The organism is Micromonospora trifolii (assembly GCF_050516465.1).
In the GTDB taxonomy this organism is placed as follows: Bacteria; Actinomycetota; Actinomycetes; order Mycobacteriales; family Micromonosporaceae; genus Micromonospora; species Micromonospora trifolii.
Genome location: NZ_CP191526.1, coordinates 3,185,103 through 3,208,078 on the forward strand (window position 1 = coordinate 3,185,103; position 22,976 = coordinate 3,208,078).

19 protein-coding genes and 1 riboswitch are annotated in these 22,976 nt (G+C 70.9%); of the genes, 11 read left to right on the forward strand and 8 right to left on the reverse strand.

Features of this window, described 5'->3' with window-relative positions; genetic code table 11:
- Positions 1 to 1,456: 1,456 nt before the first annotated feature.
- The 3 genes from ACQRWP_RS14545 to ACQRWP_RS14555 all read right to left on the reverse strand — a co-directional run bounded on the left by ACQRWP_RS14545 (position 1,457) and on the right by ACQRWP_RS14555 (position 3,379).
- Positions 1,457 to 1,777 (reverse strand): hypothetical protein, encoded by a 321-nt coding sequence (locus tag ACQRWP_RS14545; protein ID WP_430502760.1) that lies wholly within the window; start codon positions 1,775 to 1,777, stop codon positions 1,457 to 1,459.
- A 48-nt stretch (positions 1,778 to 1,825) separates the two neighbouring features.
- Positions 1,826 to 2,818, reverse strand: a complete 993-nt coding sequence (locus tag ACQRWP_RS14550) for a zinc-dependent alcohol dehydrogenase family protein (RefSeq protein WP_430502761.1) — start codon at positions 2,816 to 2,818, stop codon at positions 1,826 to 1,828.
- Between the two features lie 114 nt (positions 2,819 to 2,932).
- Positions 2,933 to 3,379, reverse strand: coding sequence for an acyl-CoA thioesterase (locus ACQRWP_RS14555; protein ID WP_238684380.1), 447 nt, complete (start codon positions 3,377 to 3,379; stop codon positions 2,933 to 2,935).
- 197 nt (positions 3,380 to 3,576) lie between these two features.
- A riboswitch (cobalamin riboswitch) is annotated at positions 3,577 to 3,790 on the reverse strand.
- Between the two features lie 131 nt (positions 3,791 to 3,921).
- On the opposite strand from ACQRWP_RS14555, the gene ACQRWP_RS14560 reads away from it, so the two are divergent.
- From ACQRWP_RS14560 to ACQRWP_RS14585, 6 genes are all read left to right on the forward strand, one after another.
- Entirely contained in the window at positions 3,922 to 5,970 is a 2,049-nt protein-coding gene (locus ACQRWP_RS14560) for a copper resistance CopC family protein (RefSeq protein WP_430502762.1), read from the forward strand.
- A gap of 65 nt (positions 5,971 to 6,035) precedes the next feature.
- On the forward strand, positions 6,036 to 6,638 hold the full coding sequence (locus ACQRWP_RS14565; RefSeq protein WP_430502763.1) for a copper chaperone PCu(A)C: 603 nt from the start codon (positions 6,036 to 6,038) through the stop codon (positions 6,636 to 6,638).
- Positions 6,639 to 6,661: 23 nt separating this feature from the next.
- Complete coding sequence (locus ACQRWP_RS14570; RefSeq protein ID WP_430502764.1) at positions 6,662 to 7,876, forward strand: Dyp-type peroxidase; 1,215 nt, start codon at positions 6,662 to 6,664, stop codon at positions 7,874 to 7,876.
- Positions 7,873 to 8,457 carry a copper resistance CopC family protein gene (locus tag ACQRWP_RS14575; RefSeq protein WP_430502765.1) on the forward strand — a complete coding sequence of 195 codons (585 nt, stop codon included), beginning with the start codon at positions 7,873 to 7,875 and terminating at the stop codon, positions 8,455 to 8,457. Before ACQRWP_RS14570 ends, ACQRWP_RS14575 begins: the two co-directional genes overlap by 4 nt.
- Positions 8,458 to 8,515: 58 nt before the next feature.
- Positions 8,516 to 10,639: a cytochrome c oxidase assembly protein gene (locus ACQRWP_RS14580; RefSeq protein ID WP_430502766.1), complete on the forward strand. Its 2,124-nt coding sequence runs from the start codon at positions 8,516 to 8,518 to the stop codon at positions 10,637 to 10,639.
- A gap of 150 nt (positions 10,640 to 10,789) precedes the next feature.
- Entirely contained in the window at positions 10,790 to 12,265 is a 1,476-nt protein-coding gene (locus ACQRWP_RS14585; protein ID WP_430502767.1) for a PepSY-associated TM helix domain-containing protein, read from the forward strand.
- A gap of 48 nt (positions 12,266 to 12,313) precedes the next feature.
- Here the strand turns inward: ACQRWP_RS14585 and ACQRWP_RS14590 are convergent, their stop codons facing one another.
- Positions 12,314 to 13,447 carry a cupin domain-containing protein gene (locus ACQRWP_RS14590; RefSeq protein WP_430502768.1) on the reverse strand — a complete coding sequence of 378 codons (1,134 nt, stop codon included), beginning with the start codon at positions 13,445 to 13,447 and terminating at the stop codon, positions 12,314 to 12,316.
- Positions 13,448 to 13,460: 13 nt separating this feature from the next.
- Positions 13,461 to 13,721: a hypothetical protein gene (locus ACQRWP_RS14595; RefSeq protein ID WP_430502769.1), complete on the reverse strand. Its 261-nt coding sequence runs from the start codon at positions 13,719 to 13,721 to the stop codon at positions 13,461 to 13,463.
- A gap of 198 nt (positions 13,722 to 13,919) precedes the next feature.
- Here ACQRWP_RS14595 and ACQRWP_RS14600 point away from each other — a divergent pair, with 198 nt between their 5' ends.
- Both ACQRWP_RS14600 and ACQRWP_RS14605 read left to right on the forward strand, forming a co-directional pair.
- The gene (locus ACQRWP_RS14600) at positions 13,920 to 15,500 is read left to right on the forward strand and encodes a LuxR C-terminal-related transcriptional regulator (protein WP_430502770.1); all 1,581 of its coding nucleotides are present in this window, start codon (positions 13,920 to 13,922) and stop codon (positions 15,498 to 15,500) included.
- Positions 15,501 to 15,507: 7 nt separating this feature from the next.
- Positions 15,508 to 16,335, forward strand: a complete 828-nt coding sequence (locus ACQRWP_RS14605; RefSeq protein WP_430502771.1) for a GNAT family N-acetyltransferase — start codon at positions 15,508 to 15,510, stop codon at positions 16,333 to 16,335.
- 15 nt (positions 16,336 to 16,350) lie between these two features.
- Here ACQRWP_RS14605 and ACQRWP_RS14610 read toward each other — a convergent pair whose 3' ends face one another.
- On the reverse strand, positions 16,351 to 17,361 hold the full coding sequence (locus tag ACQRWP_RS14610; protein WP_430502772.1) for an aldo/keto reductase: 1,011 nt from the start codon (positions 17,359 to 17,361) through the stop codon (positions 16,351 to 16,353).
- A gap of 115 nt (positions 17,362 to 17,476) precedes the next feature.
- On the opposite strand from ACQRWP_RS14610, the gene ACQRWP_RS14615 reads away from it, so the two are divergent.
- Entirely contained in the window at positions 17,477 to 18,085 is a 609-nt protein-coding gene (locus ACQRWP_RS14615; RefSeq protein WP_430502773.1) for a TetR/AcrR family transcriptional regulator, read from the forward strand.
- 13 nt (positions 18,086 to 18,098) lie between these two features.
- On the opposite strand, the gene ACQRWP_RS14620 is transcribed toward ACQRWP_RS14615, so the two are convergent.
- A complete protein-coding gene (locus tag ACQRWP_RS14620; RefSeq protein WP_430502774.1) occupies positions 18,099 to 19,013 on the reverse strand; it encodes a LysR substrate-binding domain-containing protein in 915 nt (304 codons plus the stop codon).
- A gap of 143 nt (positions 19,014 to 19,156) precedes the next feature.
- On the opposite strand from ACQRWP_RS14620, the gene ACQRWP_RS14625 reads away from it, so the two are divergent.
- Positions 19,157 to 19,906 carry an SDR family NAD(P)-dependent oxidoreductase gene (locus ACQRWP_RS14625; RefSeq protein ID WP_430502775.1) on the forward strand — a complete coding sequence of 250 codons (750 nt, stop codon included), beginning with the start codon at positions 19,157 to 19,159 and terminating at the stop codon, positions 19,904 to 19,906.
- A 15-nt stretch (positions 19,907 to 19,921) separates the two neighbouring features.
- On the opposite strand, the gene ACQRWP_RS14630 is transcribed toward ACQRWP_RS14625, so the two are convergent.
- Positions 19,922 to 20,050 (reverse strand): hypothetical protein, encoded by a 129-nt coding sequence (locus tag ACQRWP_RS14630; RefSeq protein ID WP_430502776.1) that lies wholly within the window; start codon positions 20,048 to 20,050, stop codon positions 19,922 to 19,924.
- 81 nt (positions 20,051 to 20,131) lie between these two features.
- On the opposite strand from ACQRWP_RS14630, the gene ACQRWP_RS14635 reads away from it, so the two are divergent.
- Positions 20,132 to 22,969 carry an AfsR/SARP family transcriptional regulator gene (locus ACQRWP_RS14635; RefSeq protein ID WP_430502777.1) on the forward strand — a complete coding sequence of 946 codons (2,838 nt, stop codon included), beginning with the start codon at positions 20,132 to 20,134 and terminating at the stop codon, positions 22,967 to 22,969.
- Positions 22,970 to 22,976: the final 7 nt, after the last annotated feature.

A 22,976-nucleotide genomic window follows, 5' to 3' on the forward strand; every position in this document is an offset into this window, starting at 1 on the left:
CTCCCGCGACCTGCACCGGCCTGCTTGGCGTGCTGGTCCCGCCGCGTCTTGGGCTCACGTCATTGCCGACTGGTTGCCGACGTTTCACGCTGTCTTGTGCCCCGTGTGTGCCCTAAGTTGACGGGCACGCACCCGTCAGTAAAGCAGGCCATCACAACCTGCGCTGCGAGCTGCCGCCGGCCGTCAAGCACACGGTTAGGAATGGTTCAGCTCTTGCGGCGGCGACCTTCCTTCTACCAAGGTAGTACGCCTGAATTCCCGCCGTGGCTGCGCGTGATCAATCCGCGCATATTCCGGATCTTGCCGCCGTTCGGGTGCCACGTTGGCAGTGTCCACCTTGGCGGCTGGTCCAGTTCGGCGGATCGCGGGGCCGGCTTGGCTTCGGGCGGATACCCGCTCGGCCTGGCACACGCGTAGGCTCCATAGATGCCGGACATCTCTCCTCGACTCCGACGCCGCATCGACGCCGACTTTCCCCACCACGCCGACGTGGTCGTGGGCAGGCTGCACAGCCTCGATCAACTAGTCGCGGACTCTCGTCAGAACCCGGAACGGATGTTTGCAGCGGTGGTGCGCCTCGCTCAGGGCCGACTCGACAAGCTCGACGATGCTTCAAGTCTGGCCAGAGAGGACTGGCGTGATCTCTTAGTCGGAGCTGACTTCGGGAACGAAGACTGGCCCGCCCGCCTCTCCGACTGGCTCAGCGCTCCGGAGCCAACCGGTGACAGCGCCCGTCGTGGCCGTCGGACCCCCTCGCTTGTAAGGCGCATCTGGCGATGGTGGCAGCGTCGTCACCGTCCAGGACGTCCATGATGATGCCTTGATCCGTACGAGCGAGTCCGCCGACGTCTCCGGCTGCCATCGTTGGTGGCCGCCTGAAGACGTGACGGTGTCTTGTGCCCTGCCCGCCCGCCGGCATGGCGTGGTTAGCGGCCGGCACCGGCATCCGATGGCGAGGGGATCGACGTGGCGTTGACCAAAAAGGGCTCTCGGCTCGTCACGGTCGACGGCGTCGTCTATAGGTGGCGAGTGCGCGGAAGACCAACCTATGCTCAGGCGCTCGGTGAGCGACCACTCGCTTTCGCCGTTGAGCAAGCCGACTGCAAGGGCAGCGTACTGCTCGTTAGCATGCCCCAGGACCACCCGAGCAACTGGACCGGCGGCCCGTCGATCCCCGTTCTTCCATCGGAGGTCGCGGCAGTCATTCGCAAGGCACTGGGCAAGGGATGGCGACCTAGCCAGCCGGTGGCGGCCTTTCGCACGACTGCGCCCGACGCATCGCAAGAGCCCCAGACTCCTCGACCCCCAGGCAACTAACACGGCTCTCTGACCTGCTGCCGGTCTCGGGCTACTGCTGCGACGATCCTCAGCCGTGCATGTTTGTCCACCGGCGTCCGTCGTGGTCGTCACTCAGTTAGTCACCCGCTCGGGACGGGCATCCTTCCTGCCGCTAGTGCTATGGCGTTCGAGCGTGCTGCTTGAGGAACTCCCGGAAAAGTTCGCAGAGCTTCGCGACGGCCAGCAAGTGGTCAGCATCGCTTGCTAAGCGGTCATCGGTAGCACCATCACCGAAGGTCTCCGCTAGCACTAGGCATGAGAAGGCAAGGCTGCTGCCGCGATGGCGGGCGGACATCCACTCTTGGAACGCCGCCAGCTCGCCCTGACCGCGCGCCAGGGCGAATCCCGTCAGCATGGACCACGCGCGGTCGTACCTTGGCATCCCGACGTACATGCCCAATCGGTGATCCATGTGCCACAAGAACTCATCCCAGCTCACCCCGGGATTCTTTCTGACGACCGCTGCGGTGTGTACGAACGGCTTGGCTCAACCGGCGACGTCCACGACGACCTTGCCCTCGGCGGTGCCGCCGGTGACCAGGTGGTGGGCGTCCATGATCGTGTCGAGCGTGAACCGGCGCTCATCGAGTCGGGGGCGCAGCGCGCCGGCGTCGGCCAGCGTCGCGATCTCGCGCAGGATGTCGCCGTGGTGTTCGCGGCCCCGCCCGGTGAGCATCGGCAGCAGGGTGAACACGCCGGAGTAGGTCGCGCCTCGGAACGACAACGGGGCGAGCGAGTGTGAGCCCCAGCCCAGCGCGCTGACGACGTGCCCGTGGTAGGTGCGTACCGCCGCGAACGAGGCGTCGAGCGTCGCGCCGCCGACGTTGTCCATGACGATGTCGAACCCCTCGCCGCCGGTGTACCTCTCGACGTACTCCTCGACCTTGCTCGTGGTGTAGTCGATCGGCACGGCGCCCAGGCTCTCGATCACCCGCATGCTCGCCGGCCCGCCCGTGGCGTACGCCTCGGCGCCGCGCGCCTGGGCAAGCTGCACGCCCACGTATCCGACACCGCCAGCACCGCCGTGCACCAGCACCTTCTGCCCGGCGTGGACTTCGGCCCGGTCGACCAACCCCTCCCAGGAGGTGATCGCCGCCAGTGGCAACGCGGCGGCCTCCCGCATCGAGAGGCTCCTCGGCTTGACGGCCAGCAACCGGGCGTCCACGGCGGCGTACTCGGCCAGCGAACCCTGTAGGTCACCGACGCCCCCGCACAGCCCGTACACCTCGTCCCCCGGCTCGAACCCGGTCACCTCCGCGCCGACCGCCGCGACGACGCCGGCGAGGTCCAGGCCGAGCACCGCGGGCAGCTCGACACGCGCGTGCGCGGCCTTACCTGCCTGGATCTTCGTGTCGAGCGGGTTGACGCCGCTGGCGACGATCCGCACCAACACCTGGCCGGGCCCGGGGGTGGGTTTATCGATCTCCTCGACCGTCAGCGGAACGTCGAACTCCCGCAACAACGCGGCGCGCATAACCATCCACACTCTCCGTGATCGAGGCTTCACGTGGACGCTATCCGACCGGACAGGCGGCGGGGCGGGTTCCTTGGACCGCGCCCGCGCCCGCGCCGCGACAGGCGGGCCGAGCGCGGGTTAGTCGTCTTCGGCACCGTCGAGCAGCGCGCGTCGCAGTGCCAGTCGGTGCTTCCGGCGGATCTCCGCCTCCCGGTACCGTCGGCGGTCCCCATCGGTCTCCGGCAGCAGCGGCGGCACCGTCCGAGGCTGGCCGTCGTCGTCGATGGCGACCATGACCAGGTGGGCGGTGGCCACGTCGGTGGGCGGCACCGCCCGGTCCCACCGGTCGGCGGTCACCTTGACGGCCACCTCCATCGAGCTGCGGCCGGCCCAGGTGATCCGGGCGTCGACGTGCACGACGTCGCCGACCCGCACCGCGCGGAGGAACGCCGTCTCGTCGATGGCGGCGGTCACCGCCGGCCCGTCGGAGTGCCGGGCAGCGACCACACCGGCGACGGAGTCGATGAGGTTGAGGATCCGGCCGCCGTGGACCGTACCCATCAGGTTGGTGTGGTGCTGGTCCATGATCTGCGAAAGGGTCAGGTGCGACGCCGACGGTGCTCGGCCGGCGATGGTGGTGGTGTCGTGCACAGCGGTAGTCCGTCCCTCGGGAAACCACACCGCCGGGTCGCGGACAGACGCTGGCGAGGACCTGGCCGTGCACCACACGCACGGCCCGTCACCCGCTCAGCCCACCCGCGAGGCCGACGGCAGCGCACACGGTTGTGTACGCGGCGCCGGCAGGTCTTCGGACTCGCGGGCCTGACCGGTCGCGCCGGTCCCCTACTGGCCGTCGCTTCCCAGGCCACTGGCCCAGTGCTGATGACGGCGGTCGTTCCCACTCACCGCTGCGGGGCAGCCCCGGATTTCCACCGGGTTCCCTCTTACGACGCCCAGCCGGTCACGACGGGGCGAACCAGCGCCGTCGGCGAGCATAGCTGGCCAGGGAATGTGTCCACCCGGGGCGTCCTGCCGCGGCGACGGATGGCCTGATCGTCAACTTTTGCCATCTGAGGAAGAAGATCGTCACCTCTTGAAAAAAGTCTCGCGAGGGTGAGGATATCCAGATGCGTCGTCTCCCCCAGACTTGCGGGCGGGTGGTCTCGGGCCTCCTCGCGTTCCTCCTCGCCTCGGCGGTCGCCCTCCTCGCGTCCGCCCAGCCCGCCGCAGCGCACGGGACCCTCGCCATGTCCACACCGGCGAGCGGCGCCACAGTGCGCGAGCCGGTGACCGAGGTGCGGCTGTTCTTCACCGAGAAGGCCGCCGCCAACGCGTTCTTCACGATCACCGCCCCGGGCGGCACCCGGGTCGACAACGGCTGGTCGTACGGGGAGCCGAAGCCGCTGGACAAGCCGGTGCGCGAGTACTTCCTGGTCAACGGGCAGTTCGAGCCGCGGGAGTACACGACGGGGTTCCCGGCCGTGGTGGCCGTCGCGCATCTGCCCGCCAAGGGCCAGTACTCGGTGAGCTACCTGTCGGTCGCCTCGGACGGCGACACCGTGCGGGGCACCCTGACCTTCCGCTACGACGGGCGGGTGACGGCAGCGCCGAAGGGGTGGAGCCCGCCGTCGACTCAACCGGACCCGGCGCTGGTGGCCGCCACCGAGCAGCACAACTCGTCCGGGCAGGCCTCGGCGGTGCCGACCACCGCGGATGATCCGTCGACCCCGCCGGCTGCGGCGGCACCGTCGACCGGGTCGACCGAGGAGAGCGGTCCCGGGGCACTGGCCTGGGCCGGCTGGGCGGCGGCGATTGCGGCGGTCGGAGCGGTGGCCGGGTTCGTCGTCTGGCGTCGCCGATCCGCCGGCACACCCACCGGCCGGGGCCGTACCTCGGCGGCGACCTCCGGTCGACGCGGCGGTGGCGCCCGTACCACGAACAGGGCCGGCACTGGCAAGACCGTCGGCGGCAAGGCTGCCGGGGACAAGACCGGCGGGGGCAAGGCCGGCGCGGCGACCGGCGTCGTCGCGCGTAGCGCGAGCGACAAGCGGCGGCCCGCCACCGTGCCAGCGGAGCGCAAGGGCAACACGGTCGTCACGGCCCGCACGGGCGTCACTGTCGATCCGACGTCGAGCGATCAGGTGACCAAGGCCCTCGCCAGCACGGACGGCGAGCTGACGGCCGACCCCGGACCACGGCCCGACACGGACCTCGCCGGCGCGACGCCGGGGTCCCGGTTGAGCAACACCCACCTGGCGCTGCTCGTCGGCGGGCTGGTGATCGCCCTGCTGGCCGGGTTCGGGTTGGCCCGTATCGGCACCGGCGACGAGAGTCCGACGACCGGCAATTCACGACCGGCAGCCGGTGGATCGCCCGACTCGGGCCAGGTGGGCTCCGCGACCGACGGGCACCAGCACCCGGCCGGTACGGGGCCGCACACGCATCGGGGTGACGACGCGACGGGCGCGACGTTGGCGACCGGGACGACGGTCAGCGCCGGTGGGTACACCCTGCAACCGCTGGAGCGGTCCCAACCCCCTGGTGTACGCGCCGACTACCGGTTCCGCATCGTCGGGACCGACCGGCAGCCGGCAACGACCTTCGCGGTCGTACACGACAAGCCGTTGCACATGATCGTGGTGGGCCGCGACCTGACCGGCTACCAGCACCTGCACCCGACGATGGCGCCCGACGGCACCTGGAGCGTCCCCCTGACGCTGGCCCGACCCGGCGGCTACCGCGTCTTCGCCGACTTTTCCGTCACCGCGGCCAACGGCAAGCAGCAGCCGCTCGTGCTGGGCGTCGACCACATCGTGCCCGGCGCGCACAGCCCGACCGCACTGCCGCCGGCGCAGGCGCAGGCGACGGCTGGTCCGTACGCGGTGTCGATGACCGGCACCCCGACGGTGGGGGTGACGGCGCCGATCCATTTCCAGGTCAGCGCCGACCCGACCGTACCGGTGCAGCTGGAGCGGTACCTGGGCGCGTACGGGCACCTGGTCGTGGTTCGCGAGGGTGATCTCGGCTACGTGCACGTCCACCCCGAGCAGGAGCTGGTCGACGGGACTGTCAAGTTCTGGCTGACCGCGCCGAGTTCAGGCCGGTACCGAGCCTTCTTCGACTTCCAGGTCGCCGGCACTGTGCACACCGGGGAGTTCACGATCAACGTTCCCTGAGTCCGGAACTTTCTCCGAGCTGCGGCCGACCAACCTCCCAGCAGCAACCATCGGAGGAAGAACACATGCGCACCACCAGCCCAAACGCTTCACGGCGCCGCTCGGCCGCCGTCCTCGCCGCCGCGATCCTGACGGTGGGCGTCGCCGGCTGCGGCTCGTCCGACTCTCCGTCGACAGCGCAGGCGGGCCCGTCCGCGTCGGCCTCGGCCAACCCGGACGCTGGCGTGATCGGCATTCGTGACCCGTGGGTGAAGGCGGCTGACAAGGGCATGACGGCGGCCTTCGGGACCCTGGTCAACGATGGTGATGCCGATGTCACGGTGACGAGTGCCACGACCTCCCTGTCGCCGATGGAGCTGCACGAGATGGCCATGAAGGACGGCAAGATGGTCATGCAGCAGAAGCAGGGCGGCATCGTGATCAAGGCCAGGAGCACGCATGCCTTGGAGCCCGGCGGCGACCACCTCATGCTGATGAACCTCACCAAGCCCGTTCAGGCCGGCGATGAGTTGACCTTCACCCTGACCTTCGCCGACGGCAAGACCCAGGAGTTCCGCGCGGTGGCCAAGCCGTTCACCGGCGCGCAGGAGAGCTACGCCCCCGGACACGGCGAGCCCATGCCCGGCGTGAGCGCCACGCCGGGGATGAGCATGAGCCCGGCATCGTGACGCAGACACCACCTGTCCGGCCGGTGAGCAGGCGTGGCCTGCTCACCGGCGGAGCCCTGGCCGCCGGCGGAGCACTGGCCGGCGGTGCCGCGATCGCCGCCACCCGTGTGGGGAGGACCGGACCGCCGCCAACGACGGCTGCCGACACGACGCCCGTGGCGACCGTCGGCGGCCTGGTCGAGCCGTTCCACGGCACCCGGCAGGCCGGGGTGGCCACCGAACCACAGGCGCACGCGTCGTTCGTGGCGCTCATCCTGCGGGCCGGCGTCGACCGGGCCGCCCTGGGTCGGATGTTGCGGTTGCTCACCGACGACGCCGCCCGGCTCACCCAGGGCCGACCTGCGCTGGCCGACACCGAGGCCGAACTCGGGCTGCTGCCGGCACGGTTGACAGTTACCTTCGGCTTCGGGCCCGGCCTCTACCGGGCGGCCGGCGTCGACGACCGCCGGCCGGCATCGGTCAGCGACCTGCCGTCGTTCCGCATCGACCGGCTCCAGCCGGCCTGGTCCGGCGGTGACCTGCTGCTCCAGATCTGCGCGGACGACGCGATCTCCGTCGCCCACGCCCAGCGCGTCCTGATCAAGGACAGCCGACCGTTCGCCACCGTGCGGTGGGTCCAGCAGGGCTTCCGGCGCAGCCCCGGTGTCGAGCCGGGCGGCCACACCCAACGCAACCTGTTCGGTCAGCTCGACGGCACCGCCAACCCCCGACCCGGCGCGCCGATGGACACCGCGCTCTGGGTCCCGGACGGCCCGGCGTGGCTGCGCGACAGCACCACACTGGTGCTCCGGCGGATCAGCATGAACATGGAAACCTGGGACCTGCTCGGCCGGACCGACCGCGAACTCGCCGTCGGGCGACGGCTCGACACCGGCGCCCCGCTCACCGGCACCGCCGAACACGACGAGCCCGACTTCGCCGCCACCGACCCGAACGGCCTCACCGTCATCCCCGACTTCTCGCACATGACCCGCGCCCACGTCACCGACGACCGGCTGAAGATCCTGCGCCGGCCCTACAACTATGACGGGGCGCCGACAGCGGAGGGTCACGCCGACACCGGCTTGATCTTCACGTCCTACCAGGCCGACATCGCCCGGCAGTACCTGCCCATCCAGCGCCGACTGGCCGACCGGGACCTGCTCAACGAGTGGACCACGCCGATCGGGTCCGCCGTCTTCGCCATCCCGCCCGGATGTCCACCGGGCGGTTGGATCGGCGAGCAGGTGCTCGGATGACCACGCCGACCCGGAGTTTCGTCATGACCGCACCGTCGTCCCGGCCCACAGCCGTCCGGCTCGGCGCGGCGGTGCTCGCCGTCCTCGTGGCGGTGCTCGTCCCGGCCAGCCCGGCCTGGGCGCACAACTCGCTCAAGACGGCCACGCCCGCTCGGGACGCGACGCTGTCGAGCGCACCGGCCGAGGTCACGCTCGAATTCATGCAGCGACTCGACCCCGCGTTCACCACGATCGTGCTCACCGATGCCGCCAAGCGGAAGCTTCCCACCGGCGCGCCGGTGGTCACCGGAGCGAAGAGCACGGTCCAGGTGACCGACACCCTGCCGAACGGGACATACACCGTCGCCTACCGGTTCGTCTCCGTCGACGGGCACCCGGTTCAGGGGTCCTATCCGTTCACGGTGGCCGATCCCACGTCCAGCACCGCGCCGGTCGCCACCGTCAGCGCGTCAGCGCCCGCCGCCGCGGCAATGGAGTCCGGCGGCGGGCCGAGCGCCGGTGTACTCGTCGCGGGTGCCGTGCTGGCCCTCCTCGTCCTGGTGACGGCTGGGCTGCTGTGGCGGCGGGCGGCCCGGCGCTGATCCGACCCGCCCCCGTGCGGTCGGCTCGCCCCATCACCTCACCAAGCAAGGTCAACACGTGTCCGACACAGAACCACTGCAGTCCGCCATCGACGATCCGAGCGGTGCCCGCACCGTCGCCACCGCCTCGGTAACCCCGACCGGTCCAGCCCCGTCCGCCGCCCGAGACAGGGATTCCACGGGATCCGGCTGGTTGGTCACGGTCGCCGCCGTCGCGTCGGCGGTCACAGTGTTGGTGCTCGGTCTCCGGGTGGGGGGCGCGTTCACGGCCGCGATTCCGGGCCTCCCCGACGCGGGGCCGAGCACGACTCGGGCGCTACCCGTGTTCCGGCTACTGTCCGACGGTCTCGCCACAGTCACCGTCGGCATGCTGGTGACCGCCGCGTTCCTGCTGCCCGGCGACGGACGCAGCGTCTCGCCGCACGGTTACCTGCTCCTGCGACGGGCCGGTGTCGCCGCGCTCGGTTGGTCGGTGACGGCGCTGTCCCTGATGGCGCTGACCGCCTCGGACCTCCTCGGACAACCACTGACGACGCTCGGGTCGGCGACGGTCGTCAGCTTCGCCACCACAATCTCGCAAGGCCAGTCACTCACGTTGCAGGCCGCACTGGCCCTGACCGTGGCACTGCTGGCCCGATCCGGGGTGTCCCGTGGGCTCGCCGCGACCGTCGCGGTCCTGGCCCTGGTGGCGGTGCTTCCCCCGGCCTTCACCGGGCACTCCGCCGGGGCCGGTAACCACCAGATCGCCGTCACCAGCCTGGCCCTGCACATCCTCGCCGCCGCGGTGTGGATCGGCGCCCTCATCGCCCTGCTGGTGGTACGACGCAGTCGGCTGCTGGCCGACGCCGCCGCTCGGTACAGTCGCCTCGCCCTGGGCTGCTTCGTCGCCGTGTCGGTCAGCGGGGCGGCCAACGCCGCCGTCCGCCTCGGGTCCGTCGACCAGCTCTGGCACTCCCGCTACGGCTGGTTGGTGCTCGGCAAGCTCGCCGCATTGCTGGTCCTCGGCACGCTCGGGGCGATACACCGCTCCCGCACCCTGCCGGCGTTGCGCGCCGGAAGGCGATGGGCGTTCGGCCGACTGGCGGCCGGTGAACTGATCGTGTTCGCCGCCACCGTGGGGCTGGCGGTGGCGCTCTCCCGTAGCCCCACTCCGGTCGCCGAAGCCGGCACCGACGCCGACCCGATCACCGAACTGCTCGGCTTCCCGATGCCCACCGCACCCACTGCGGGCAACCTGCTCGGGCAGCCGCTGCCGGACATGTTCTTCCTGACCCTCTGCGTTCTCGGGATCGGCGGTTATCTGGCCGGCGTGCGACGGATGCACGTCGGCGGACACCGTTGGCCGGTCGCCCGGACGGCAAGTTGGGTGGGCGGGCTGTTGCTGCTCGCCGCGACCACCAACCTCGGTGTCGCCCGCTACGCGTACGTGCTGTTCAGCGCGCACATGGCCCAGCACATGGTGTTGTCGATGCTGGTGCCGATCCTGCTGGTCGGCGGCGCACCGGTCACCCTCGCCCTGCGCACCCTGCGTCGACCGGCCGACCCGGGGGTACGCGGTGCCCGGGAGTGGCTGCTGATCGCGGTGCACAGCCGGCTCACGAAACTGCTCACCCATCCGCTCGTCGCGCTGGGCATCTACACCGCCAGCCTGTTCGGCCTGTACTTCAGCGACCTGCTCGGCGTGCTGATGCGCTCGCACCTCGGTCACCTCGCGATGCTCACCCACTTCGTGGTCGCGGGCTATCTGCTGTTCTGGGTGCTCATCGGTGTCGACCCGGGCCGCCGACGCCTCCCCCATCCCCTGCTGGTGATCATCCATCTGGCGTCGATGATGGCGCACGGCTTCTTCGGCCTGGTCCTCATGCAGACGTCCACCGTCATCGCCCCCGACTGGTACCTCGCCGTGCACCCCACCTGGGCGTCGTCGCTGCTGTCCGATCAGAAGCTCGGCGCCGGCATCGCCTGGGCGTTCGGCGAGCTGCCCGCCGTCGTCGTCATGATCGTCCTGATTCGCCAGTGGATTCGCGCCGACCAGCGTGAACAGGGCCGCCTCGACCGGGCCGCCGACCGGGCCGACGCCACCGGCGCCGAGGACGACCTCGCCCGCTACAACGCGTTTCTCGCCGCAGCCGGACGGACCGACGGTGACCTGCCCCGCACGGCCCGGCCGGACCAGCCCTGAGACGTCGGGGACCCGATCTTCCACTTCCCGGGGGGAACCACCGGCGTCTCTGCCCCGACTACCAGTCAGGGCCGACGCGACACCTCACCGGGCGACCAGACCAGTACGGGAAACGCCTTCGTGCTTCCCGACTCTTCCGATCGGATCACCATGTCTCTCACCGAATTGTCCGGCACGTCGACGCCGGAACCCTCCACGACTGCCGAGAAACCGGCCCGGCCGGCCCGGCGCACGTCGCCGTTCGGTGCGCTGCTGCTGCGGCTGCACTTCTACGCCGGCATCCTCGTCGCCCCGTTTCTGGTGGTCGCCGCACTGACCGGCCTGGCCTACACCACAACCCCGCAACTCGACACCATCCTCTACGGCGACCAGCTGACCGTCGCCCAGGTGGGTGACCGTCAGCTCCCGCTGGCCGAGCAGATCGGGGCCGCGCGCAACGCGCACCCCGACGGCAGCATCACCACAGTGCAACCCGGCGACGGCGACCGGACCACGAAGGTCGTGTTCTCCCTGCCCGAGCTCGGCGAGAATCAGCACACCGTCTACATCAACCCGTACACCGGCGAGTCCCAGGGGCAGCTCACCACCTGGTTCGGGTCCACGCCGGCCACTACCTGGCTGGACGACCTGCACCGCCACCTGCACCTGGGCACTGTGGGCGAGCACTACTCCGAGCTGGCCGCGAGCTGGCTGTGGGTGATGGCGCTCGGTGGGGTCATCCTCTGGTGGCGTCGACGCGGCGCCGCCAGAGCCGCCGTCCGACACCTGCTCGTGCCGGACCTGTCCACCGGTAAGGGTGTCCGCCGTACCCGAGGATGGCACGCCACCACCGGCATCTGGCTCACCGTCGGACTCCTCTTCCTCTCGGTCACCGGCCTGACCTGGTCCCGCTACGCCGGCGCGAACTTCGCCGCCGGCCTCGACGCGCTGAGCGCCCGCACTCCGGAGATCTCCACCAGCCTCACCGCCGGTCCCCCCGCCCCTACCGAGACCGGCGGGGGCCACGAGCACGGTGCCACCGGGGCGGGCGGGGTCGTCGTGTCGGCGGCCTTCGATCGGGTCCTGGCGGTCGCTCGCGGCGCGGGCCTGTCCGGCCCGGTCGAGATCACTCCCGCACCGGAGCCGGGGTCCGCCTGGACCGTCACGCAGGTCGACAACACCTGGCCGGTCAAGAAGGACCGCATCGCCGTCGACCCGGCCTCGGACACGGTCACCGCCCGCAGCGACTTCACCGACTGGCCCCTGCTGGCCAAACTGAGTGGCCTCGGCGTCCAGGCCCACATGGGGATCCTCTTCGGCCTGGTCAACCAGGTCCTGCTCGCCGCGCTCGCCCTCGGCCTGCTCTGCGTCATCTTCTGGGGCTACCGCATGTGGTGGCAACGCCGACCCACCCGCGCCGACCGCCGGGCGATCGCCGGCACCCCGCCAGCTCGCGGCGGCGTACGCGGCTTGCCACTCTGGGCGCTGCTGATCGGCGTACCGGTGACCGTGGCGATCGGTTGGGCGCTGCCCCTGTTCGGGCTCACAGTGCTCGCCTTCCTTGTCATCGACGTGGTGGTGGGTGCGGTGTCCCGACACCGACGGCCTGCCGCGGCTCCCACCTCCCCTGCACCGGCGGGGAGCTGATCCACCGGTCCGGCCGTCCGCCCTCCGACGGACGGTCGGACGCCTCGCTCAGATCACTACCTGTTTGGTGTTCGGCAGGCTGTCGACGATCGACCTCTGCACGTTGATCGTGTCGGCGATGATCTCGTGGGGCGTGTTGGCCATCCACTGCATCACCGAGATGTCCTCGAACCGGGGATGGCGGAACATCTCCAGGAACACCAGTGGCTCGTCGCCGGTGTTCTCGATGTAGTGGCCGTACGCGAAGGGGACGTAGCCCACGTCGCCGGCCTGGAAGTCGAACGTCCGGGCCGCGGCCTGGGAGGCGAAGACGCCCATCCGCCCGGTGCCGGAGATGTAGTACTGCCACTCGTCGGTGGTGGGATGCCAGTGCAGCTCGCGCATTCCCCCCGGCTCGACCTCCACCAGGGCCGCGGCGGTGGTCACGGAGGCGGCGAAGTTGGTCGAGTCGGTGATCCGGACCGTTCCGCCGCGGAACCGCTGCGGGGTCTGCGCGAGCATCCGGTGCTTGAAGCTTCGTGGGATGTCGCCGGTCGGGCTGACCACCCGGTCCTGTTGCAGGGGTGGTGGGACGTCGCCCTGGAAGATGTACTTCTCCCGCTCGGGCAGGTTCTCCATCTGTTCCAGCGTCCAGCCGAAGTTCTTGGCCAGGACGTGTCGAGGGGTGTGGGCGAAGAAGTCGCTGAGCAGGAACGTGTTGTTCTCCGAGAACGCGCCGTCGTCGAAGACCAGCAGGAACTGCGCGCCGTTTTCCAACGCCTGGATGTTGTGCGGCACGCCCTGCGGGAAGAACCACAGATCGCCGGCCTTCACGTCCTCGATGAAGTTGCGGCCCTCGTGGTCGACGGCGCTGATCCGGCAGCTGCCGCTGAGCATGTACGCCCACTCCGACTGCTGGTGCCAGTGGATCTCCCGGTACGCGCCCGGCTCGAGACCGAACTGGACGCCGGACAACTGACTGGCGATCGGGAGGTCGCGGCTGGTTACCTCCCGGGTCCAGCCGCCCTTCTCCACCCGGGTGTGCGCCTGGGAGAACGAGAACTTGAGGTTGGGCACCAGCCGGCTGTCGGTCGTCGGTGGAACCAGGAGGTCCGGGTTCTGCCGCTCGAGCTCGACGTTACGGCCCGCGAAGGGGGCGGCGCCCTGGTCGCCGCGCCGCGGCTCGGGATCGCTGTTCGCCATGATCGCTGTCTCCTCACTCGGGTTGGATCGGGTGGGGCGCGGAAACGGATCCGCCCCGCAGCCGTAGCCGGGACGAGATCCCCAGCAGGGCACGCAGTCCGGGCCAGCCGTACTGGACCGCGATCGCGACCGGAACCGCCGCCGCGATCGCCACCAGCACCAGGCGGGTCCACGCCGGAGCGTGACCACCCGCCCCGGTGCCGGCATAGAGGACGAACATCAGCAGTACGATCCGGAGCCGATGCAGACCGGGAAGTTCGGTGAGCTGAGCCATGATTCGATGATCGGCACCGAACACCGCCCGTCGCATCACGTGATCGCGCCATTACCGCAGGTCAAATCCCGGACGGCATGGGCCATTCGGCGCAATCCCGCCGGTTCGTCGATCTGGTCGCCAGTACCTGCCGGTATGGCTAGGCTCGGTCGCAGGACGGCATTTCGACGCGCCTGGTAACAACCGGGGAGAACGCCATTGTCCGAATCACCCTTCAACGCCGGAACGCTCCCGGCCGACCACATCGCCGCCGATGCCGAGCTACGACGGCACCGGCTGTTCACCACCGCGGATCAGCTCCGACTCGCCGGACGCGGGATGGAGGCGCTGCACGTCCTGGCGGCGGAGATCGCCACGAGTCGCAGCGGCGAACGCCACCGCGCCCTCCTGCTCGGTCGCCTGACGCAGGTCGTGGCACTGGAGCAGCCGACCATCGCCCTCGCCGGTCTCCGGGAGGCGCTGAACCTCCGACTGGACGCCGGCAGCCGCGGCACCCTGCTTGCCCTGGTGGCAACGATCGCGGCCCGCACGGGACATCCGGACACCGATGCCCTGCTGCGCGACGCGGGCACCGCACACGCCGCGTCGGGTGACCCGGCGTCCGCTCGCCACCTCGCCCTCGGCCGGGCCGCCCGCTCGCTCGCGCACGGTGATCTGCCGGGCGCCCAGGCCGTGCTGGCGGCCCTCGACCCGGACTCCTGGGCGGCACGCGCCGACGCCCCGTCCATCCGGGCGGAACGGATCCTCGTGCAGCTCGGCCTGGGCCGGCACCAGGACGCGCGGGCCGCGACCCGCCAGGGGCCTGACGCGACCGACGTTTCACTCACCGGGCTGACCGCGCTGGACTGCCTGCGCATGGTGGCCGTGGGAGAGCTGCCCGAGGCGGCCGCGCTGGCCGTCACGACGCTCAGCTCCGGCTCGGCGGACCTCAGTAGGGAGGTGCGCGCCCTGTTGGTCGCGGTGATCGGCGAGGTCCGCTACCGCCGTGGCGAACACGACGACGCCCGCGCCATCCTTCGCACCTGCCTCGCCGAAGACCGGTGGCCCGACCGTACGATGTGGACCTTCGCGTTCTGTGTGGCGGTGCGCGACCACGCCCTCAGCGCGCCGGCCGGCCTGCTCACCAGGGTCGTCGCCGACCTGCACCGGTCGGTCCGGTCACTTCTGCCCGTGCCGCACTTCGGCCCCCGACTGGTACGCGCAGCGGTGGCGGCCGACGACACCCGGGCCGCCCGCCGGGTCACCGAACTGGTCGAGCTGGTCTCCACCCGTACTCCGGTGCCGCTGTGGCGCGCGTTGGCCGACCAGAGCCGAGGGTTGCGCGACGGCGACCCGGACGCCCTCCGGTCGGCGGTGGACAAACTGCGCACCACCGCCGCCCGGCCGGCGCTGGCCGACGCGTTGCTCGACCTCGCGAACAGCCCCCGGGCGCGATCCGGGGAGGCGCGCGATGCCGCGCACGAGGCAGCTGCCCTCTACGCCCGGATCGGCGCCCCCGGCGACCAGGCGATCGCGGACCGGCGCTACGCCGACCTCGCCGCCCGCCCGCACCGCCGGCCGTCGATCGACGAGCCGCCAAGCCAGGGCATCGACGCGCTCACCCCCGCCGAGGAGCGGGTGGCCGAGATGCTCGCCGCCGGCGCCACGAAGAAGGAGGCGGCCAGGAGCCTCTTCGTCTCCTTCCACACCGTAGACACCCAACTCCGCTCCATATACCACAAGCTGGGCATTCATAATCGGATGCAGTTGGTGCGGGCCTGGGAACGGACCAGACGATAATCAGCCGATGACCGCGCCAGCCGACCTGACCCCGCTCGCCGAAGCCGTGGAGTGCGAATTCATGCACTCCTACGAGTCGCAGGCGCCCGGGCCCACGTACACCGATCTCGGGATCGCGACCACCCGCGTCGGTGGCGGTGTCGCCCTCGCCATGCGCAACGATCCCTCCGGCGGGTACTGGAGCAAGGCCCTCGGCTTCGGCACCACCGAGCCATTCACCGTGCAAATCCTGGATCGCGTCCTCGACTTCTACCGGGAGCAGGACGTCGACCAGGCAGTGCTCCAGCTCGTTCCGTCGGTGCTGCCCGCGGGTTTCGACGAGGTCGCCGCCGCGCGCGGGCTTGAGCCGGGAAGCACCTGGATCAAGCTCGCCGCCCGACCCGAGGACGTCACCGCCGCACAGACCCGCCTGCGCGTCGCCCCGGTGCCGGCCGCCGAGGCGCAGCGTTGGGCCGACGTGCTGCTCGCCGGGTTCGGCATGCCGACCGGCGGGCTCACCGACATGCTGGCCGCGACGGTCGGCCAGCCGGCGTGGCGACCGTACGCGGCCTGGGACGACGGCGAACTGGTTGCGGGCGGCAACCTGTTCCTGCACGGCGAGGCCGCGTCGCTCAACGCCGCCGCGACGGCCTCCGGCCACCGCGGCCTCGGGGCGCAGTCGGCGCTGATCGCCGCCCGCGCCCGAGCCGCCGCCGAGGCGGGTTGCCGGTGGCTGTTCGCCGAGACCGGCAAGCCCGCGCCCGGTCAGCAGAACCCCTCGCTGAACAACCTGCGCCGGGCCGGGCTGGTGCCGCTCTACGAACGCCGCAACTGGGTCTGGCGAGCAGCTTCCTGAACCCGCCCGCCGGGGTCACTTCTCGCTGTCGAGCAGCGCCATCATCGCGGTCGCGTACCGCTGGCCGGAGGCGGCGCCGGCCGGCACGGCACGCTCGATCTCGTCCAACGCGTCCTGGTCGAGCACCACGTCGACCGCGGCCAGCGACTCGGTCAGCCGGTCGCGCCGCCGCGCCCCGACCAACGGCACGATCTGTTCGCCCTGCGCCGCCACCCAGGCGATCGCCACCTGACTCGTGGTCGCCCCCAGCCGCTGCGCGACCCGGCCGAGCGCCTCCACCAGGCGCAGGTTGGCGGCCAGGTGCTCGCCCTGGAACCGGGGGCTGTTCGCCCGGAAGTCCGTGCCGGTCAACGCACGGTCCGCCGACCAGTGGCCGCTGAGCAGACCTCGGGACAGCACCCCGTAGGCGGTCAACCCGATGCCCAGCTCCCGCAGCGTCGGCAGGATGGTGGCCTCCGGGCCACGGGACAACAGCGAGTACTCGATCTGGACGTCGCTGATCGGCGCCACGGCCGCGGCCCGGCGGATGCTGTCCGCGCCCACCTCGGAGAGCCCGATGTGCCGGATGTAGCCGGCCTGCTGCATCTCCAGTAGCGCGCCCACGGTCTCCTCGATCGGCACCTGCGGGTTCAGTCGCGACGGCCGGTAGATGTCGATGTGGTCGGTGCCCAACCGCCGCAGCGAGTACGCCAGCCGGTCCTTCACCGCCGCCGCCGACACGTCGTACGGTGCCGCCTGGAACCCGCCGTCCGGTGTCCGACGTGCGCCGAACTTCACGCTGAGCACCACCTCGTCACGGCGACGCTCCCGCAGCACCCGGCCGATCAGCAGCTCGTTGTGACCCGACCCGTAGAAGTCCGCGGTGTCGATCAGGTTGACACCGGCGTCGATCGCCGCGTGCAGCGTCGCGATGCTCTCCGCCTCGTCGGCCGGCCCGTACAGGTCGGACATGCCCATCGCGCCGAGCCCGATGGTCGACACTTCCGGCCCGGAGGCACCCAACCGTCGCCGTCGTAGACCCGTCATGTCCCTCGTCTCCTTCGGTCGTCGTCGCGGTGCGTCGTGGTGTCCGGGCACCGCGTGTACGCTGTGTCCATATAACCAGCAAGTAGACATCGTGTCCATATAACCGGGAGGACCAGTGACCGAGCTCACGCCGGATGCCCAGACGCCAGTGCGCCGTGGTCGCGGCCGGCGTCCCGCAGATCAGGTACGCGCGGAGATCCTCACGGCCGCCGGTCAACTCCTGCTGGCCGAGGGCATGGCCGGCTTCACCATCGAGAAGGTCGCGGCCCACGCCGGAGCCAGCCGGATGACCATCTACAAGTGGTGGCCCTCCAAGGGCGCGCTCGCCCTGGACGGCTACTTCACCGTCGTCGCGCCCACCCTGGCCTTCGCCGATACCGCCGACATCGTCGCCGACCTGACCAACCAGCTCGTCGCCTTCGTCCACCTGGTGCGGGACACCACCGCCGGGCGGGTCATCAGCCAACTCATCGGGCAGGCGCAGACCGACCCGGAACTGGCCGCCGCCTACCGCGAGCGCTACTCCGGCCCCCGTCGGGCCCTCGCCGTCGAAACCCTCACCCGGGCCATGGCCCGGGGGCAGCTACGCGCCGACATCGACCCCGAATCCGTCGTCGACCAACTCTGGGGCGCCTGCTACCACCGGCTTCTCATCGCCGACCTGCCGCTCACCGAGGACTTCGCCCGCACCCTCGTCGACAACCTCATCCGCGGACTTCGCTGACCGGCCGCTGGAATCACGCCGTCTGCCGGTCCGCCGGGTCGAGCCTTCGTCGGCGCCTCAGCAACTCGACGAAGCGACGCGCGGCGGGGCTGGCCGCCTCTCCCGTCGGAAACACGAAGTCCAGTTGGCGCTCCAGGCGCAGGTCGGCAAGCGGGATCAGCCGGACGCCGAGCTGGCGTCGATAGCGCGCGAAGTCCAGCCCGGCGGGCACCAGAGAGATGCCGACACCGGCGTCGACCAGGTCGAGCACGCTGGTCCACTCGTTGACCTCGCAGACGACCCGCCGCGTGAGGTTCGCGGCCTGGAAGGTCCGGTCGACCAGCACCCGGACCGCCCAGTCGGCGGGTGTCTCCACGAACCGTTCGCCGTCCAACTCGGCCAGCCGGACCGCGTGCCTGCCGGCCAACGGATGGTCCTCGGCGCACGCCAGCACCACCGGGTCGGAGATCAACCGAAGGGCCGCCAACCTGCTGGTATGCGGAGCGGAGAGCAGCGCGCAGTCCAGCTCGCCATGCTCCACCATCTCCAGCATGCGCTGCGTCGCGTCCTGTTTGACGACGATGGTCACCCCCGGATAGGCATGGGCGAACTCCGCCAGCCAGGTGTTGAAGGGCAGCGTGTGCCCCACGCTGCTGATCGTTCCGATTCGCAGTCGTCCGGAAAGTGAGCCCTCGACGTCCTGTACGGCCTGGCGGGCCGCAGCCGCCGCCTCCAGGGCGCGCCGGGCCGCCCCGACGAGCGCCTCACCCGCCGCGGTCAGCCTTACCGGCCGTGTCCCCCGGACGAACAGCAGTGCCCCGACGTCCCGCTCCAGCGCCCGGATGGACGTCGACAATCCGGACTGCACGATCAGCTCTCGTGCGGCTGCCCGGGTGAAGCTCCGCTCCTCCGCCAGGGCGACGAAGTGCCGCAGGTTTCGCAGTTCCACGAGAGCGTTATTTCCCGTAGAGATGCAAACCATCTCCACCATGTGCGCCGGACCTGAATAGGCCCCGACCAGGCCATCTGTTGTGAGTGGCAGGACCGGCAACGCCTGTAGCCGGCACAGCCGTTCAGAAGTGGAGTCGTACCATGTCTGTTTTTCCCACCCACGAAGGCCGGGTCGCGGTCGTCACCGGCGCCGCCCGCGGCATCGGCCAGGCCATCGCCCGCCACCTGGGCGAACGAGGCGCGACCGTCGTCGCGATCGACCTCGCAGACCCGATGGAGACGGTGGAACTGATCATCAGCGGTGGCCACACCGCGATCGGCCTCACGGCCGACGTGTCCGACCCGGAGCAGACGGCGGCCGTCGGCACCCAGATCATCCGCCGATTCGGAAGGGTAGACATCCTCGTCAACAACGCGGGGATCTTCCCGTTCCGGGACATCGCCGATCTCGATTACGCGACCTGGCGGCACGTCCTCGCGGTAAACCTCGACTCGCAGTTCCTCATGGTCAAGGCCATTCTTCCGGCCATGAAGGAAGGCGGGTGGGGCCGGATCGTGAATCTGACCTCCAACTCGATCGCGACCACGAGCCCGGGGCTGTCGCACTACATGGCGAGCAAGATGGGCGACATCGGCTTCACCCGGGGCCTGGCCAACGACCTCGCGCCGTTCGGCATCACCGTCAACGCGGTGGGCCCGACCCTGACCATCACGCCCGGCGTCCTCCAGGTCCACTCGAAGGAGACCCTGGCAGCGGTCGCGGAGGCTCAGGCGATCAAGCACAACGGCCAGCCGGACGACCTGGTGGGCACCATCGCGTTCCTCACCAGCGACGACGCCAGCTTCATCACCGGCCAGACGGTCATGGCCGACGGAGGTCTCGCCCGTTGACCACGTGCGATCCGCTCACCCATCCGCGAGCGCCACCGGCCACCGGTGGCGCTCGCCCTGCCGGCGGTCACCGCGCAGGGTGGCCCGGTGTACGACCCGTCGCACGCTGCCTCGGCCCAGGCCGCCCCACAACATGAAGATCATGTTCAATCGATGCTAACGTCATTGATCGATGCGTATGCGATCGTCAGTCTCGCCCGGCCGGCACCGCCCGCCGAGGTGAGGATGCCCCTCCACTTCGACCTGCTCGGGCCGCTGACAGTGTCCCGAGACGGCCGACCGGTCGCCCTCGGCTCGACGAAACAGCAGCTGGTGCTGGTCGCTCTGCTGCTCCGCCCGGGTGAGGCGATCTCCGCGAACGAGCTGATGACGATGGTGTGGGGCGACCAGCCCCCCGCCTCGGCCGCCGCGAACCTGCGCACCTACCTGCGGGGGCTGCGCCAGGCACTCGACTGCGCCGCGGGCGAGAGCCGCCGGATCCTCACCACACCGGGCGGCTACCTGCTTCGTGTGGAGCCGGACGAGCGGGACGTGGACCGGTTCGACGCGGCGGCGGCGCGCGGACGGGCAGCGCTGGCCGCCGGCGACCCGGCGGCGGCGCAGCCGGAGCTGGCCCTCGCCCTCGGCATGTGGCGGGGGCCGGCGTTCGCCGGGCTGCCGCTGCCCCGGCTCCTCACCGGCCGGGTCGCGCGGATCACGGAGCGGCGGTTGCTGACCGAGGAGGACCACGCCGCAGCGCGGCTCGCGCTCGGCGAGGCGGCCCAGGTGATCCCCCGGTTGCGGGCGCTACTCGACCGTCACCCGCTGCGGCAACGGGCCTGGGCCCAGCTCATGACCGGTCTCTACCAGATCGGCGACATCGCCGGGGCGCTGGCAGCGTTTCAGCAGGCCAGACGGGTGCTGGCCGAGGAAACCGGTATGGACCCGGGCCCCGAGCTGACCCGGTTGCACGACGACATCCTGCACCACCGTCTTGGCCAGCAGGCAGCGACGACCGGGCCGGCGGACGACGCGTCGGCCGGCGCGGCACCGGGCCGCCCTCAGCAACTGCCACTGGCCCTGCCCGGTTTTGTCGGGCGCAGCGCCGAACTCGACCTCCTCGACGCAGCCCTCGGCGCCCGGCCCGAGCGACCCGCCACCGTGGACATCGTCACCATCAGCGGCATGGCCGGCGTGGGCAAGACGACGCTCGCGCTGCACTGGGCCCATCGGGCCGCCGACCGCTTTCCCGACGGCCAGTTGTACGTCAACCTCCGCGGCTACGACGACGCGGACGCGGTGTCCCCCGCCGACGCCCTGGTCGACTTCCTCGAGGCGCTCGGCGTACCGGTCGGCCGCATCCCCAGCAGCGTCGACGCTCGGGCCGGGCTGTACCGCAGCCTGCTGGCCTCGCGTCGGATGCTCGTCGTCCTCGACAACTCGCGCAACGCCGACCAGGTGCGGCCGCTGCTGCCCGGCGTGGGCCAGTGCGCGGTCCTGGTGACCAGCCGCGATCAGCTCAGCAGCCTCGCCGTGGCCGAGGGCGCCCGACCGTTGACGCTGGAGGTGCTGACGGCCGCCGAGTCGACGAGGCTGCTCCGCAGTCGGCTGGGTGACGACCGGGTGACCGCGGAACCGGCGGCGACCAGCGAGGTGATCGAGTCGACCGGTCGCCTCCCGCTTGCCCTGTCCATCGTGGCGGCCCGGCTGACCGCCCGGTCCACCTTCCCGATCGAGGCCGTCGCGGCCCAACTACGGCCGTCGGAATCCCGGTTGGAGCAGCTGGCCGACGGGGACGTCCGCCGGATTTTCTCCTGGTCGTACCGGGCGCTGAGCACCGAGGCGGCCCGCCTGCTGCGCCTGCTGGGCCTGCACCCGGGCCCAGACCTGACCGGAGACGCCGCCGCCGCGCTGCTCGGCCGCCCCCGGGCGGCCGTCACCCCGCTGCTGAAGGAACTGACCCGGCTGCACCTGCTGACCGAGCACCTACCCGAGCGGTACGCCCTGCACGACCTGCTCCGGTCGTACGCGGCCGAACTGGCCCAGGCATCCGACCTGGCCGAGGAGCGACAGGACGCCGCGCGCCGGATGTACGACCACTACCTGCACAGCGCGCACCCCGGCGCGGTGTTGCTCCAGCCGACCTGGGCACCCATCGAGCTGGAACCACAGATACCGGCGAACGTGCACGTGCCGATGCCCGACCGGGTCGTCGCCGCGGCCTGGTTCCACGCCGAGCACCCCGTTCTGCTGCGGGTGCTGCGTCAGGCCGCGGAGACCGGCTTCGAGCGGTACGCCTGCCAGCTCGCCTGGGCCCTGGCCGCGTACCTCGCACCTCGTGGCATGTTCCAGGAGCAGCTCGCGGCCCAGCAGGCGGCGCTCGCGGCGGCGCAGCGGATCGGCGACGTCCGGGCGCAGGCGCAGGCCAGCCGGATGCTCGCCCGCGCGCTCATGCGGCTCGGCGATCAGCACGCGGCCGAGCACCACGTACAGCGGGCGCTCGAACTGTACGAGCAGCTTGAGGACCTGGACAGCCTGGCGCTGATCCTGCGCCAGTACACCGAGCACTGCACCCAGTACGGCCGGCTGGACGAGGCGCTCAAGCACAGCGCCGAGGCGCTGCGGGTCTCGCAGCTCATCGGCAACCGGTACGCCGAGGCGCGCGCGCTGAACGTCAAGGGCTACCTGCACGCCCTGACCGGCGACTACCACCAGGCCGTCGTCGACTGCGCCGACGCGCTGGCCCAGCAGGAGGCGATCGACGATCGCGTCGGGCAGGCCGCGACGTTGGACAGTCTGGGCTTCGCGTACCACCGACTCGGTGACCCGGCCAGGGCGGCGGTCTGTTACGAGCAGTCCGTCCAACGCTTCCAGGAATCGGCCAACCGGTATCACGAAGGGCTGACCCTCGTCCGGCTCGGCGAGGCGCGCGAGGCGATGGCAGACCCTCCGGCCGCCGCCGAGGCATGGCAGCGGGCCATCCGGATCTACGACGACCTGGGCGACCCGGCCGCCGACGTGGTGCGACAGCTGCTGGCACGCGTCGCGCCCGGACACCCCGGCCCGGTGACCCCGTCTCAGTGAGAGCCGG

What these genes read in the sequence shown, in the direction of transcription:
- ACQRWP_RS14565 (WP_430502763.1), top strand. Translation starts at nt 6,036, where the DNA reads ATGCGCACCACCAGCCCAAACGCTTCACGGCGCCGCTCGGCCGCCGTC.
- ACQRWP_RS14555 (WP_238684380.1), bottom strand. Translation starts at nt 3,379, where the DNA reads ATGGACCAGCACCACACCAACCTGATGGGTACGGTCCACGGCGGCCGG.
- ACQRWP_RS14585 (WP_430502767.1), top strand. Translation starts at nt 10,790, where the DNA reads ATGTCTCTCACCGAATTGTCCGGCACGTCGACGCCGGAACCCTCCACG.
- ACQRWP_RS14575 (WP_430502765.1), top strand. Translation starts at nt 7,873, where the DNA reads ATGACCACGCCGACCCGGAGTTTCGTCATGACCGCACCGTCGTCCCGG.
- ACQRWP_RS14550 (WP_430502761.1), bottom strand. Translation starts at nt 2,818, where the DNA reads ATGGTTATGCGCGCCGCGTTGTTGCGGGAGTTCGACGTTCCGCTGACG.
- ACQRWP_RS14610 (WP_430502772.1), bottom strand. Translation starts at nt 17,361, where the DNA reads ATGACGGGTCTACGACGGCGACGGTTGGGTGCCTCCGGGCCGGAAGTG.
- ACQRWP_RS14635 (WP_430502777.1), top strand. Translation starts at nt 20,132, where the DNA reads ATGCCCCTCCACTTCGACCTGCTCGGGCCGCTGACAGTGTCCCGAGAC.
- ACQRWP_RS14590 (WP_430502768.1), bottom strand. Translation starts at nt 13,447, where the DNA reads ATGGCGAACAGCGATCCCGAGCCGCGGCGCGGCGACCAGGGCGCCGCC.
- ACQRWP_RS14625 (WP_430502775.1), top strand. Translation starts at nt 19,157, where the DNA reads ATGTCTGTTTTTCCCACCCACGAAGGCCGGGTCGCGGTCGTCACCGGC.
- ACQRWP_RS14630 (WP_430502776.1), bottom strand. Translation starts at nt 20,050, where the DNA reads ATGATCTTCATGTTGTGGGGCGGCCTGGGCCGAGGCAGCGTGCGACGG.
- ACQRWP_RS14595 (WP_430502769.1), bottom strand. Translation starts at nt 13,721, where the DNA reads ATGGCTCAGCTCACCGAACTTCCCGGTCTGCATCGGCTCCGGATCGTA.
- ACQRWP_RS14560 (WP_430502762.1), top strand. Translation starts at nt 3,922, where the DNA reads ATGCGTCGTCTCCCCCAGACTTGCGGGCGGGTGGTCTCGGGCCTCCTC.
- ACQRWP_RS14605 (WP_430502771.1), top strand. Translation starts at nt 15,508, where the DNA reads ATGACCGCGCCAGCCGACCTGACCCCGCTCGCCGAAGCCGTGGAGTGC.